At 34.0% G+C, this 14,791-nt stretch carries 14 protein-coding genes; 3 read left to right on the top strand and 11 right to left on the bottom strand.

Annotation, left to right across the window (positions count from 1 at the left end):
• Positions 1-118: 118 nt before the first annotated feature.
• A complete protein-coding gene (locus ABD940_RS06065; protein WP_345201054.1) occupies positions 119-916 on the bottom strand; it encodes an SDR family oxidoreductase in 798 nt (265 codons plus the stop codon).
• Between the two features lie 164 nt (positions 917-1,080).
• On the opposite strand from ABD940_RS06065, the gene ABD940_RS06070 reads away from it, so the two are divergent.
• The gene (locus ABD940_RS06070) at positions 1,081-1,464 is read left to right on the top strand and encodes a VOC family protein (RefSeq protein ID WP_345201056.1); all 384 of its coding nucleotides are present in this window, start codon (positions 1,081-1,083) and stop codon (positions 1,462-1,464) included.
• A gap of 92 nt (positions 1,465-1,556) precedes the next feature.
• Here the strand turns inward: ABD940_RS06070 and ABD940_RS06075 are convergent, their stop codons facing one another.
• Positions 1,557-2,474 (bottom strand): ClpXP adapter SpxH family protein, encoded by a 918-nt coding sequence (locus ABD940_RS06075; RefSeq protein WP_345202618.1) that lies wholly within the window; start codon positions 2,472-2,474, stop codon positions 1,557-1,559.
• 252 nt (positions 2,475-2,726) lie between these two features.
• Here ABD940_RS06075 and ABD940_RS06080 point away from each other — a divergent pair, with 252 nt between their 5' ends.
• Positions 2,727-3,086, top strand: coding sequence for a winged helix-turn-helix transcriptional regulator (locus ABD940_RS06080; RefSeq protein WP_345201058.1), 360 nt, complete (start codon positions 2,727-2,729; stop codon positions 3,084-3,086).
• Positions 3,087-3,287: 201 nt separating this feature from the next.
• On the opposite strand, the gene ABD940_RS06085 is transcribed toward ABD940_RS06080, so the two are convergent.
• The 8 genes from ABD940_RS06085 to ABD940_RS06120 form a co-directional block, all read right to left on the bottom strand.
• The gene (locus tag ABD940_RS06085) at positions 3,288-3,884 is read right to left on the bottom strand and encodes an endonuclease V (protein ID WP_345201060.1); all 597 of its coding nucleotides are present in this window, start codon (positions 3,882-3,884) and stop codon (positions 3,288-3,290) included.
• The gene (locus ABD940_RS06090; protein WP_345201062.1) at positions 3,835-4,203 is read right to left on the bottom strand and encodes a VOC family protein; all 369 of its coding nucleotides are present in this window, start codon (positions 4,201-4,203) and stop codon (positions 3,835-3,837) included. Before ABD940_RS06090 ends, ABD940_RS06085 begins: the two co-directional genes overlap by 50 nt.
• 2 nt (positions 4,204-4,205) lie before the next feature.
• Positions 4,206-4,373 (bottom strand): N-acetyltransferase, encoded by a 168-nt coding sequence (locus tag ABD940_RS06095; RefSeq protein WP_345201065.1) that lies wholly within the window; start codon positions 4,371-4,373, stop codon positions 4,206-4,208.
• Positions 4,374-4,385: 12 nt separating this feature from the next.
• Positions 4,386-4,643, bottom strand: coding sequence for a GNAT family N-acetyltransferase (locus ABD940_RS06100; protein WP_345201067.1), 258 nt, complete (start codon positions 4,641-4,643; stop codon positions 4,386-4,388).
• 75 nt (positions 4,644-4,718) lie between these two features.
• Positions 4,719-5,765, bottom strand: coding sequence for a M28 family metallopeptidase (locus tag ABD940_RS06105; RefSeq protein WP_345201070.1), 1,047 nt, complete (start codon positions 5,763-5,765; stop codon positions 4,719-4,721).
• Positions 5,766-5,944: 179 nt separating this feature from the next.
• Entirely contained in the window at positions 5,945-8,179 is a 2,235-nt protein-coding gene (locus ABD940_RS06110; RefSeq protein ID WP_345201072.1) for a TonB-dependent receptor domain-containing protein, read from the bottom strand.
• A gap of 87 nt (positions 8,180-8,266) precedes the next feature.
• Positions 8,267-9,070, bottom strand: coding sequence for a sensor histidine kinase (locus ABD940_RS06115; RefSeq protein ID WP_345201075.1), 804 nt, complete (start codon positions 9,068-9,070; stop codon positions 8,267-8,269).
• Entirely contained in the window at positions 9,067-10,257 is a 1,191-nt protein-coding gene (locus ABD940_RS06120; RefSeq protein WP_345201077.1) for a PAS domain S-box protein, read from the bottom strand. Before ABD940_RS06120 ends, ABD940_RS06115 begins: the two co-directional genes overlap by 4 nt.
• A gap of 244 nt (positions 10,258-10,501) precedes the next feature.
• Between ABD940_RS06120 and ABD940_RS06125 the strand changes: the two genes are divergently transcribed.
• Entirely contained in the window at positions 10,502-11,641 is a 1,140-nt protein-coding gene (locus tag ABD940_RS06125) for an aminotransferase class I/II-fold pyridoxal phosphate-dependent enzyme (RefSeq protein WP_345201079.1), read from the top strand.
• 79 nt (positions 11,642-11,720) lie between these two features.
• Here ABD940_RS06125 and ABD940_RS06130 read toward each other — a convergent pair whose 3' ends face one another.
• Positions 11,721-14,447, bottom strand: coding sequence for a sodium-translocating pyrophosphatase (locus tag ABD940_RS06130; RefSeq protein ID WP_345201081.1), 2,727 nt, complete (start codon positions 14,445-14,447; stop codon positions 11,721-11,723).
• Positions 14,448-14,791: the final 344 nt, after the last annotated feature.

Consider the following 14,791-nt stretch of genomic DNA (forward strand, 5'->3'; position numbering starts at 1 on the left):
AAAGTTACAATTTAAGTTTTAGAGTTTTAGAATAATTGTGTTTGAGTGTATTAAATTCAATTTAAAATATAAAACTCTAAAAATTTACCACACTCAAACACTTCAACCTAAATTAATTCTAGATAAACTGTTTTCCAAACTGCTCTCTGAACGCTTCTGCTCCTAGTTCCGTACGTTGTGCAAATAATGCTTTTGCATCTTCTCCCGCTTGATATCTCAATTGCTTTTTGCCATCTGTCGCAGCTTCATAAACTACTTCTGCAATTACTTCAGGTTCAGAAGCGTGTTCCAACATTGCATCGGTATTAGACATCATTTTATCGATCATTCCCTGATATTCCGGATGAGTTCCCATATCTAAAGAACGTGTAATAAAATCTGTTTTAATTCCTCCGGGAGAAACTGTTTTCACATCTACTCCGAAAGTATTTAATTCAAAAGCCAGACTCTCGCTCCATCCTTCCAATGCCCATTTTGTAGCATGATACGTTGATGAAATCGGGAATGCAAGTAATCCGCCAATAGAAGTTGTTGTAATGAACATTCCGCTTTTTCTTTCTCTGAAATAAGGGATAAATTCTTTCGTCACACGAATCACTCCCAATAAATTTGTATCCAATTGTCTGATAATCTGATCATCACTTAAAGATTCCAAAGGTCCGATCAATCCATACCCTGCATTATTGAAAACCAAATCAATATCACTGATTTCCAATGCTTTTTGTACGGTTGATTTAATTTGTTCTAAATTCGTTACATCTAATGGAAGAAGCGTAACGTTTTCTAATTGTGTTAATTCTGTTTCAGCTTCCGGATTTCTCATCGTTGCGATAACGTTCCATCCTCTGTTTTGAAATAATTTTGCAGTTGTTTTTCCTAGTCCTGTTGAGGCACCTGTTATGAAAATTGTTTTCATTTTTTGTTTGTTTAAATTTTACATGACAAAGGTCTGCACTTACAGAAAGATTAAAGTTGCCAAAACGGATATTGATGTAGCCAAAATGAATTGGTCTGAAAATTTCATTCTAAAGAAATACAATTTTATTATTGATTATCAACAACAAACAAAAATATAAGAATATGAAGACTAAACAAATTTGGGCAAATTTTGCCGTTGCAGATCTCGAAAGAACTACGAAATTCTACACAGAATTAGGCTTTACATCAAACAATTCAAATTCAGAACTGACAAGTATTTCTTTTGGAGAAAACAATTTTATCATTAATTTTTTCCTAAAAGAAATTATTGAGAAGAACACCAAAACCGAATTCTCCGCTGGAAATGAAATTATCTTCAGTCTTTCTGCAGCAAGTAAAGAAGAAGTTGATGAATGGGTTGAAACTGTAAAGAAAGCCGGAGGAAAAATTTCCGTTGAGCCTTATGAAATTGACAAAGGATATACTTTTGTGTTTTCAGATCCGGATAATCACAAATTCAATGTTTTGTATTGGCCGGGAATGTAATTTTGGTATTTTAAAAGAAATTAAATTCAAAAAAAACCGAAGATTCGTGTGAATCTTCGGTAAAAAAATTTGCTAAATATTAATGAAATTAATTACGATTTCAAGGTCCAGATAGAACCGTTTTTTGTAGTGAACTTCTCAAGAGTTCCTTTGGAAGCCAAATCATTCAAAATTTGCTCGCTTTCCTTTCTCGGAGTTCCCGATAATTCTGAAAATTCTTTTGCCGTAAGAGAATTGTACTTTGCAAAAAGGCTCTCCCAGTTTTTAGAATATTCAGATTTTTTTGTTTCTGCATTTACTTTCAGAATGGCAGTTTCGTAGAATGCGTAAGGTTTTGATCCGTAAACGATCTCTTTACTTCCTGCATCATTTGTAAAGAACATTGTAGGGAAACCGCGAACGCCCATTTCTCTTGCCAACTTCAGATCTTCCTGGAAAAGTTCTTTTCCTTTTCCTTCAAAATCTGTTTTTAACTGATCTGTATTAAGACCAACTTTCTTTGCAGCTACAGCAATATTCTCCCATTTTGCGATATTTTTCTTCTTTAAAAATACCAGCTCACGAAGCTCTCTCATAAACTCGATTGCTTTTGCTTTATCCTGCATTTGTGCAGCTTTAAACGCAATTGAAGGTGGATAAGAAGAATCCAAAGGATCCTGTAACCAAACATCTCCGTCGATCGGCATGTCGTAATATGCACTTACTTCATCCCAATGATGCGCTACATCAGAAGGTTTGCTGATACCGCCACTATTATAGCTCCAGTCCGGAAGAAGACCTCCCATTCTGTATTCTATTTCTACGTTGTTTCCGTATTCTAATTTTAGTTTTCTCAACTGAGGTTCGATTCCCCAACAAGAAGAACAGATAGGATCTGTAAAATAAATAACTTTTACAGGTTTTTCATTAGCCTTTACATTGATATCCCCGATCTCGATTTTATCTCCGGGAACTTCACAAATTCCTGTTGCAGGATCACACAATAGTGGGTTTGTTGATTTATTCTCCATTTTTTTACTTTTATCGCTTTGTCCGTTACAGCTCGTTAAAGCCGCCGTAAGGAAAAAGAACGTTAGTATTTTGTAATTTATCATTTTTTTGTGATGATAAGGTTTAATACCTATTTTAATGCTAATTACAAATCTAATATTTAATCACGATACTTAAGCAATGAATTTCCTTTTGGAAACTAGTTTCCTTTATGAAACTACGTAACTATTTTTTATTAAATTTGCAGAATCACAAAGATAAAGTCCGAAATCATGAAAAAGGAAGCTAATTTAAATACAACATCGATCTGCAAAAACCGAATGAATGCCATTAAAGATTCTATGGAAATTTTATCTGGAAAATGGAAGTTTCATATTTTAGGAACATTGATGCAGAGTGAAAAAATGCGTTTTATGGATCTGTTGCGGGAAATCGACGGAATTGCAGCCAAAATGCTTTCAAAAGAACTTCAGGACATGGAAATCAATCATCTTATCAAACGTACTGTTTTAGATACAAAACCTGTAACTGTGGAATATGAAGTGACAGAATACGGTAAAACTATTGAACCCATCATCGATGAAATTGCAAAATGGGGAATTGAATACAGGAAATCGCTTTATCAAAAATAAAAACCGACAAATATGACTTGTCGGTTGAAAAAACAAAAATTGATATGGATATGATTAGATATGTGTTTTTCTAAGTTCGGGTGATTTTTTGTTGATACAAATTTATATTTATTTAGAATTAATAAAAATAACAAAGTGGTGATATTTATCAGCTTTTCAAAATTATCTGAAAAGTAAACTTTTTCAAAAATAAGTTTTGATTTAAATTCTCGTCAACTGATCAAGCTTTTTCAGAAGTGCCGGAATTCTAAAATTGCCATGCATCTCCTCTACTTTTAGTTTGATTTCATCTACATCGGCTCCTTTTGCAGTCAGGAATAACGGAGTTTTACTTTCTCCACGCAAAACTTCTCTTCGCTGATAATCAGGACTATTGAATCCGTTTTTTGCAATTCCGACAACTGGAATTTTTTGATTCAATGCATCATAAAGATAGCCTCCTAAACCGATTTTCCCGTCATTATCTAAAGTTACATATCCATCAACAATAATAATATCGTTTTCTTTCAGCTCAATCTTTTTTAACAAACTAAGAATACAAGGCAGTTCTCTTTTATAAAATGCTCCGCTTTCATAATCTGAAATAATATCTGTCTTTTCACTGAAAATTTCCGTTTCATGTTCGGAATTCCAATCCTGAAAAGCGATACAAATTGTATTGGCGTAATTGTCGTAATAGTAAGTATCGAAAGCGTAAATCATTTTTGTTTTAGTTGATAGCTTTTGGTTGATGGTTGTCAGTTGAAGATTATTTATTAAAAAATTCTCCGAAATGCCACAAAATTCCGCAAGGATCATGAACAAAGCATTCTTTTCCCCAAGGCATTGTTCTTACAGGGGTCAATTTTACAGTATCATATTTTTCAGTAATGTTTAAACTTAAAAGTTGCTGAAAAAATTCATCTGTATTTTCAACTTCTATGAAAATCATTGTATTGTCGATCCAGTCTTTTACATACGCATCCTGAAGATAAAATCCGACTTCATTCCATGTAAATAGAGAGAGTTTTGGCTCTAAAACTATTTCCTCAAAACCAAGATCTTTATAAAAATTTCTACTGATTTCAAAATTTTCTGATCCGATGAAAGGTCTGATTGATTTTATATTTTGTCTCATATTTATCTGTTTTTCCAATTGTTATAAGTCATTTCAAATTTTACTTCACCTTTTACATGCGTTCCGATTTCTTTCCACCTGGATTTCCTGTAAAAATTTTCGGCTCTTGTATTGGGAGAAGTTCCGAGCCAGACATTCTCTTTTGTTTGTTCAAAATACCAATTCAACATTATGTCATGAAGCTATTTTCCAATACCTTGTTTTTCAAAATCAGGATGTAAAAATAATGCCCAAATGTTGTTTTCCTTCAAATCTACGATAGAAAATCCAACAATTCTATCATCAATCTCACAAATCCAGCCTTTTCCTCTTTCAAATAAAAATTCTTCGCAGTCTTTGTCTGTTACCAAATTTGGATCAGACAAAATATTTTCTTTAACTGAATTCCTAACAATCTGTATCTGAGGAATATCTTTCAGTTGGGCTTCACGAATTTCCATACAATTACATTTTAAAGCAAAAAGGCAAAGTCGCTTATCTGCAAATTTGCCTTTTTATTTTTTATATTTTACTAATTATTTTCTGTCTACAACAATTCTTTCAGGTCTATTTGCTAATTCCCAAGCCGTTGTGAAAACCAATTGTGTTCTTTTTGCCAACAAATTATAGTCAATTTTTTCTACATCGTCTGTCGGTTTGTGATAATCTTCATGAATTCCGTCAAAGAAAAATGCCACAGGAACATTATTTTTAGCAAAATTGTAATGGTCTGATCTGTAATACAATCTCTCTGTATCGTTTGGATCGTCGTATCTGTAATTTAATTCAAGATTATTTGTTCTTTTATTAGCAGCTTCATTAATTACTTTTAATTGAGAACTTAACATCTCGGAACCAATCACATAAACATACTGTTTGCCTCTGTTTTCAGGATCATCACGACCTATCATGTCAATATTTAAATCAACAACAGTATTTGCCAATGGAAAAACAGGATTGTCTGTATAAAATTCAGAACCAAATAAGCCGTGCTCTTCTCCTGTCACATGCAGAAATAAAATTGATCTTTTCGGTCCGTTTCCAGCCTTTTTCGCACTTTGAAAAGCTTTTGCAATTTCCATTACGGCAACAGTTCCGCTTCCATCATCATCGGCTCCGTTATAAACCACGCCATTTTGAGTTCCGACATGGTCGTAATGTCCTGAAATTACAATGATTTCTTCAGGTTTTTCAGAACCTTCAATGAAAGCTAGAATATTTTCAGAATCAGGAAGGTTTCCACCACCTCTTTTTTTCATAAAGTCAGCCGGAACTTTCTGATAATACGATCCAAGTGCCTTTGGAAAAGAAATTCCCAAATTTTTATAATAATTAACCATATATACTCCAGCCTTTTTCTGTCCAGGACTTCCTGTATCTCTTCCTCCCATTTCATCAGAAGCAATCACGTATAAGTTTTTCTTTAAATCATCTGCCTTAATCTCCTTATATGCAGAAAGAAACGCTTTATCACCTTTTACAACAGATGAAGATTGTGATGCAGCTGCATCAGTAGAAGTTTTTGCTGTCCCGCAACTTACCAATACGGCAATTGAAAATAGTGGAATAATCAGTTTTCTCATTATAAAATAATTTGCTTAAAAATAACAAAAATTATTTAATCAAAGATGCAATACTATGCCTGATCTTTTAATTTAAAATCTTAATTGCTTATAAATTTATCCTGTAAAATCAATCTTATTCATGTAATTCAGATCAATAAGAGTTGCTAAAGTTATCCCTGATTTAAATATTTTAATCATCAATTCCCTTGTGAAGGCTCATTAAGGTAATCATTATTAATGTCTTTTTCTTTTTTGATGTCTGTTTTCCCAAATTTATAACTAAAGCTTAATCCAAAAGAACGGAACGGCAATTCGCGAACGGAATAAGAATCATAATCTCCTGTATTTACAGTTGTTACCTGCTTAATATATTTATTAAAAGGATTCGTCATTGTGAATCCGATACTGGCTTTTTTATTCCAAAATACTTTTCTGCCTGCAAGAGTATACGTGATCGATTGCGGATTTTTCCCCTGAATATTTTTTGCTGCAGAATTATAATTTCCGAAAGCTTCCAGAATAAAATCTTTGGGTAACTGATAATTTACATTCAAATTAAAACGATAACGCATTCCCATATCAAGGTTTCCGACATAAATGCGACTCACAATATATCGGTGAAACACCATTAAATTTCCACGTACATTCAGTTTATTATTAAAAAATGGAAGCGATGCAGAAACAATTCCTCCTGAGTTATATTCTTTCCCAATATTATCTCTTGAAGTGACGGAAACATTGGTATAATCTACTCCATTTGCAGAAAAAACAGGATAAAATGTGGTAATTTGCTTCAAATCCTGACTGTTAATTCTTTCAACCAATGTCATTGAAATATTTCCGCCGTTACCAAAGTTTTTGCTGTATCCTAATTCCATATTATCGCCTATCTCAGGTTTCAATGTGGGATTTCCGGTTGTGATGTTGTGAGGATCGCTGATATTTAAGAACGGATTTAATTCAGAATATTCCGGTCTTTCGACTCTTCTGGTATATGCCAATTTTAATGTTCCATTATTATCAAATTTATGCGATAAAATAATCGAAGGTACAAGCAAACCATACGATGGAATATTGGTTCCCGGGAAATCAATTTTCAAAGTGGTATACTCATAACGTGCTCCGGCTCTTAGATCCAGCCAATTAAAAAATTTAAATGTAGAAGAAAAATAAGCCGCATAAATTCCCATATCATACTTCAGCTTATAAGATTGTAAAGGATCCGTTTCATATTGATTAGCAGCATTCAAAACATTAACATCGGTGGTATTTGTAATATGTTGGAGTACTGTTTTTGCTCCCATCTCAAAAGTTATGTTATCCGTCAATGGATGAACGTAATCAACAGAAATATTGTGACTGTTATCGGTTCCCGGATTACTTGCGGATGTTCCGTTATAAGGAAAAGCTGCACCATACAAACTTTGATTCTGAACATAACTGCTTTCAGGAGTTCCGTAACTCACCACATAATCTGCCGTAAGTTCCTGTCCGTCTTTTTGAAACGTTTTTCTGTAACTCAAATTTCCATCAATAGAATTCACCGATGAACGATTATCCGAAGTTCTATATCCTAAAATTGATTGTTCATTACCGGAAGCATCTGTATTATATTGTTCCTGATTGATAAATCCAATGCTTTTGTTTCCGAAGCTGTTGTAAGAAATTGATCCGCTGAAGGTATTTGATTTATTAATCGACCAATCAAAGCCTAAACCTGTTCTATAACCATGTCTTTGAAAATCTGTATAACCATCCTGCAATAGTTTTGCCTGAGAATTTGTCTGATTATCTCTCGAAATTCTATCCTGCGAAAAAGGCGTTCTTGATCTCAGTTGAGTATTTCCGCTGAAAAAAGCATTCATACTGAAATTATTATTTCTGTAATTTAAATTCAGAGAGCCTGTTTCAAATCGTGTACTCAAAGAACCGTTGATGATACCGTTGATTCCTTTTACTTTGATGTCGTTTAAAACAATATTAATAATTCCTCCCGTTCCTTGTGCGTCATACTTTGCTCCGGGACTCGTAACCGCTTCAATACTTTTAATCTGACTTGCGGGAATGGAAGCAAGTGCGTCTGCAAGACTGTTTCCGAATATACTGGAAGGTTTTCCGTTAATTAAAAATCTAACATTCGGGTTTCCCTGCAATTCTACGTTTCCGTCGGCATCGACAGTTACTTGAGGGACTTTTCTTAAAACATCGATTGCTGCACCGTTTTGTGAAGTTAAATCATTGGCAACATTATAAACAATTTTATCGATTTTATTTTCAACCACAGCTTTTTTGCCACTAATGATAACTCCTTCAATAGTTTTAACCCGATTGGGTTTTAAAGTATCGGCTACTTTTCCGGCTTCGGGATTTGTTGTTTGAGCGTTGGCTAATACTACAGATATTGTAGCCAAAAGAACTGATATTCGTTTCACTATGTTTATTATTATAGCGCAAAGTTGAAATCCAATTTTGAAAAAATATTGAATTTTAGTAGTATTTCAGAAAATTTTAAAAATCTTTTAGAGCTTATTTAAATTAGGAATTGTAAACCAAAAAGTACTGCCTTCACCGATGATACTTTCTACGCCAATATTTCCGCCGTGTTTTTTTATGATTTCCGAGCAAATATACAGTCCAAGACCTAAACCGCTATATCCTTTTCCTGAATGATCTGCACGGTAATAACGGTCGAAAAGTTTTGGCAATAATTCTTTTTCAATTCCTTTTCCAAAATCTTTTACCGAAACTTTTATATATTCCTCTGAAGATTCCATATTGATGTGAATTTCTTTTGATAACGGAGCATATTTTACAGCATTATTAACAAAGTTAATGACAACCTGATCGATTCGATGTTCATCCGCAAATACTCTTAAATCTTTATCTCCTTGTAAAATAAGACTATATTCATCTTCTAATTTTACATGATTACAACTTTGGCTAAGCATATCATAAAGATTAAACCATTCCTTTTCCAACTGTATCTGACCTTCATTTAATCTTCGGATATTTAACAGATCATCAACCATTTCAGCCATTTTTTCTACATTCTTTCCCGACTGTTCGATTAGCTTTAAATGTATATCTGAAAACGGTTTGTTTTTAATACGATCCAATAGCTGAAGTGAAGCCTTTAAAACAGTGATCGGAGTTTTCAGCTCGTGGCTTGCAATGCTTAAAAAATCGTCTTTACGCTGTTCAAAAAGTTTTTTTTCAGTAATATCCAAAGTCATTCCTACCATACGATCTGCATTTCCGTTTTCGTCGTAACGCGGTCTTCCATGCGCCTGAATCCAATGTACAGAGCCGTCTCGCCACTTCACAGGTATTCTGCCTTATAAATTCCATTTGTTCTCATAGATTCCTGCACAAGTTTTTTCACTTCATCTCTGTATTCGGGAAGCATTGCTTCAAATAGATTTCCGTAAGCAAATTCTTCTTCGGGAGAATAACCATAATTTCGCTTGAACTGATCTGTACTCTGCATAATTCCAGTCGCAAGATGAACTTCCGTAGAACCTAAGCTACTCGCGTCCAAAGCAATCTGAAGTCTTTCATTGATCTCATCTACATTTTTTCTGGCATTTACCTGCTCCGTAACATCATTAGCGACGATTAGAATTGATCGTTCTTCTTTATTGGTATTTTTAGTCGGTTGATAAACAAAATTGAGATATCTTTCTGTAAGAATTCCATTTACTGAAAGAACAGCTTTAAGTTCCTTCCCGTAAAATGGTTTACCACTGTCATATACATCTTTTAAAATTCCAATAAATGGCTGATCCTGAATTTCAGGGAGGGCGATGTGTAAAGGAAGTCCAACTACCGATTTATCTTTACCCCAAATTTCCAAAACCATATCATTTACAGTATCAACGATAAGATTTCTCCCTTTAAGAGATGCCATCGCAACAGGTGATTGCTCGATCATTGTACGGAAGCGCTCTTCATTTTCATTTATTAGTTCAAATAATTTGTGAAGATTTTCTTGTGAAGCAATGAGTTCTTCATTCGTAGACATTAGCTCCTCATTTGTCGCCTGATATTCTTCATTAATCGCGAGTAACTCTTCATTAAGCTTTTGTTCTGCCATTGATTTTTCCTCCACCATTTTCCATGCTGCCATTCTTTCTGAAACTTCAAAAGCTGTATGTAATATATATTCAGTAGCGCCATTATCATTGAGAATAGCTTTGTATTCGAAATCGAAATAAAACTCCTGAAGCTCACCATTTACTTCTAAAATAGCTATATGATCTTTTGCCATATACGTTTCACCGGATCTCCATACATTTTTCAGAATATCTAAAAAAGGTTGATCCACAAGCTCTGGAATTGCATCGATTAAATTCTTACCTACAACTGATCTGTCTTTACCCCAAAACTTTAACATTGCTTCATTCGCGGTTAAAATTTTGATGTCTTCACCTGAATATACAGCAGTTGCATTCGGGGAATAAAAAAGTACACTGAGTAGTTGCTCGGGTTTTATATGGTGTGATGCGTTCATTTTAACGAAAAATTAGTCAAATTTAATGCTTTTCTTACATTAAAGAGATACATAGAATTTTTTATTACGAAATTTTAAATATTAAGAAAAATTGAATGAGTTTTGTATTTATAAGTTAAATAAATTCATTAACAATAAGATAATCATTAAGTTTAATCGTAACCAAAAATGAAATTTAATTTTAATGAAACTAAAAAATTAATGAATAACTAATTTTCTTATATTTGATATAAATGCAAAAGATATGGAGAAAGTTTACGGATTTACTCATTATTCATTTTTTACGGAAATGTCGGATCTTGCTTCAAAACATAACAGTTTTGATCTGTCTTTAGGTTTGGCAGATTTTGATATTGATATCCGTTTAAAAGAATTCTTAAAAGAAGCTGCAGATCAGAACACACATAATTATGAGCCACTTGCAGGAAATCCTATGCTGATCGACAGTGTTATCAGATTTAATTCAAAAAGAAAAAACAGCATTTCTTTGAAGGAAAATCAGGTAACTATTACTCCATGTGCAACCTTTACTTTATATACATCTCTTAAATCTATTTTAAATCAAGGAGATGAAGTTATTATTATTCAACCTTCATATTATACTTACGGTCCATCGATTGTTTTAAATAATGGAATTCCTGTCTATTATGATCTTGATAATGATTTTACAATAAACTGGGAAAAACTTCAAAATTGTATTTCTGAAAAAACAAAAGCAATTATTGTAAACTCACCACAGAATCCGACCGGAAAAATTTGGTCTGAAAATGACTGGAATCAATTATACGAATTGATAAAAGATCAGGAAATCTATCTGATTTCCGAAGAAATTTACGACACTTATTGCTATGATGGAATTGAACATTACAGTTCATTTCTTCATCCGGAACTTAAAAAAAGAACGTTCTGCATTTTTTCTTTTGGCAAAATGTTTCACTCTACAGGCTGGAAAGTGAGTTATTTGCTAGCTCCTGAAGATCTGACTGCCAAATTCAGATGTCATCAGCAATATATTTCCTACAGCGCAAATGCTCCCTGTCAATATGCAATTGCAAAATATCTGGACGTTTTTGACCCTTCAAAAAATCAAATAATAATGCAGAAAAAACGCGATCTTTTTAATGAATTAATTAAAGAAACTCCTTTAATTGTCGATAAAAGAACAGAAGGTGCGGTTTTTCAAGTTGCCAATTTCAGAAATATTTCAAAAACAATGACTGATGTAGAGTTTGCAAAATGGCTGACTATTGAAAAAAAAGTGGCTTGTCTTCCACTTTCGGCATTTTATAATTCAAGAGAAAATTCTGATTATGTTCGTTTTAGTTTTGCTAAAAAGGATGAATTAATTATTGATGCTTTGGAGCATTTGAAGAAGAATCTTTAAATCTAAAATTCCTTAAAATTTTACTATAAAAACAAAAAAGCACCGCATTACGCAGTGCTTTATATATTTTTAATTGAATTTAAAGAGCTAAAACTCTTACATCAATTCTTCTATTCTTAGCTTTACATTCATCGGTATCATTCGCTTCACAAACAGGATGTTGAGATCCGTAACCTTCCACTTCTACCCTATCTCCTGTAATTCCCAATTCCAGCAATTTAAGTTTTGCAGTCTGGGCTCTTAAATTAGACAATTTCTGATTACTTTCTTCATTTCCTATATTATCTGTGTAACCTCCAAGTTTTAATTTTAAATCAGGATAAGCATTCAGAATTTCAACTAAATTTAACAACTGAGCTTCAGAATTGGCTTTCAAATCACTTGACCCTGTTTCAAAATAAAGATTTTCAATTGTAAACCATTTGTTCGGATCTAAAACCGACTCATCTTTATTTTTAACTAAATTATACATCTGAAATAGCTGACTTCCTTCTCCAATTGAAATTTTCTTACCCCCTTTTAACATAACTTCCTGAATATTTCCTGTATCATAGACGAAATCTCCATTTTCATTCAAATGACCTCTAATTTCTGTAGGAACAATTACTGCAGTTGAAGTTCCTGAAATATTTTGATTAGATTTAATTCCAGTCAGACTTTCAATTTTTGCTTTTCTGTTGGCTTCAATTTTATCTTTATGCAAAACTGCCAAAGTTGGTGCAATAACTAATGAAACAATCGACATTAATTTAATCAAAATATTCATAGAAGGTCCTGAAGTATCTTTAAAAGGATCTCCGACTGTATCGCCTGTCACAGAAGCTTTATGAGGCTCTGAACCTTTGTAATAAGTTTTCCCGTTGATATCAACTCCTTTTTCGAAAGATTTTTTTGCATTATCCCAAGCTCCGCCTGCATTATTCTGGAACATTCCCATCAAAACACCGCAAACTGTAGCTCCGGCTAAAAATCCACCTAAAACTTCGGGCCCGAAAATAAATCCAATCAATAGAGGAGAAACAATTGCAATCGCTCCCGGAAGCATCATTTTTCTAATCGAAGCATCTGTAGAAATTGCCACACATTTTTCATATTCAGGTTGTGCTTTTCCTTCCAAAATCCCCGGAATTTCACGAAACTGCCTTCTAACTTCTTCAACCATTGCCATTGCAGCCTGTCCAACTGCAGTAATTGCCAATGAAGAAAAAATAAACGGAATCATTCCTCCAACGAATAGTCCGGCAAGAACATCGGCTCTGTAAATATCAATCCCGTCGATTCCTGCAATTCCTACGAAGGCTGCAAATAATGCTAAAGCCGTTAATGCTGCAGAAGCAATTGCGAAACCTTTTCCTGTTGCTGCCGTTGTATTTCCTACAGCATCTAAAATATCTGTTTTTTCACGAACTTCTTTTGGTAACTCACTCATTTCGGCGATTCCTCCTGCATTATCTGCAATCGGTCCGAAAGCATCAATTGCCAATTGCATTGCTGTTGTTGCCATCATTCCTGCCGCTGCAATCGCAACGCCATATAATCCGGCGCACAAATAAGAACCGTAAATTCCACCTGCCAAAACAATGATCGGTAGAAAAGTAGACTCCATACCGACAGAAAGTCCACCAATAATATTGGTTGCATGACCTGTTGAAGATTGTTTAACAATACTTTTAACCGGTCTTTTCCCCATCGCTGTATAATATTCTGTGATGACACTCATTAAAGTTCCCACAACCAAACCAACCATAATGGCTCCAAAAACGCCCATTTTAGAAAATTCATGACCTCTTAAAACCATTTTATCCGGTAAAATATAAGTCACTAAAAAATATGAAGCTATAGCTGTAATAACAATACTTCCCCAGTTTCCAAGATTCAAAGCATTCTGAACGCTTGATGTAGAAGAATCTTCATTGTCATTGATTCTAACGAATAAAGTTCCGATCATGGAAAAGATGATTCCCGTTCCGGCAATTAACATCGGTAAAAGAATTGGAGCAAAACCACCGAAAGAATCAACTGAAACTGTTTCTCTTCCTAAAACCATTGTTGCTAAAACCGTTGCGACATAAGAACCGAATAAATCTGCTCCCATTCCCGCAACATCTCCTACGTTATCACCAACATTATCTGCAATTGTCGCTGGATTTCTAGGATCGTCTTCAGGAATTCCGGCTTCAACTTTTCCAACTAGATCTGCTCCAACGTCTGCCGCTTTTGTGTAAATTCCACCACCTACTCTCGCAAATAAAGCAATGGATTCTGCGCCCAAAGAAAATCCTGTAAGAATTTCTATTGTTCTTTCCATTTCATGTGAATCCACTGTAGAATCCGGTGCGAAAATCTGTTTTATGACTAAAAATAAAGTTCCCAATCCTAAAACCGCTAATCCGGCAACTCCCATTCCCATAACAGAACCTCCTGTAAAAGATACCTTTAATGCTTTTGAAAGTGAAGTTCTTGCAGCTTCTGCCGTTCTTACATTGGCTTTTGTGGCAATTTTCATCCCTATAAAACCAGCCAGTGCCGAAAATACGGCTCCAACAACAAAGGCAATTCCGATACTCCAGTGAGAATTGGCATTCGTCGTGCCCATTACTGCTAATAAAATCGCGACAATAACTACGAAATAAGTCAAGACCTTGTACTCGGCTTTTAGAAAAGCCATCGCACCGTCAGCGATATGTCCGCTGATAATTTTCATTTTTTCATTTCCTGCATTTTGCTTGCTTACCCAATTACTTTGAAGAAAAGTGTACAACAAGGCTACAACACCAAAAATTGGCACTAACATAAATAGATCCATAGTTTAATATTTTTTTGGTAATAGAGAATTAAATATAATGAATTATTCTCACGAAATTGATTAAAAATATTTATAACTATTTAAAAATTAGAAGTTAAACGCTTAAGCAATTTGATAAATCTAAAAAACCGCTGAATTTACTAGCCACGATTGGAGCATTTGTTTGAGCTCATTTTTTGTATTTGGTTTCGGCGGCAAAGCCGCCGAAACCAAATACAAAAAATAGCGAGTGCGGAAAGCGGGAAATAGCTCCTAAAAAAGATGATCTTAACTAATGCAATTTAATTACATAAAATCAACAAAAAAGGATAAACGAAAAATCATTTATCCTTGTATTTATTGTC

The organism is Chryseobacterium ginsengisoli, from assembly GCF_039542325.1.
Classification (GTDB): Bacteria; Bacteroidota; Bacteroidia; order Flavobacteriales; family Weeksellaceae; genus Chryseobacterium; species Chryseobacterium ginsengisoli.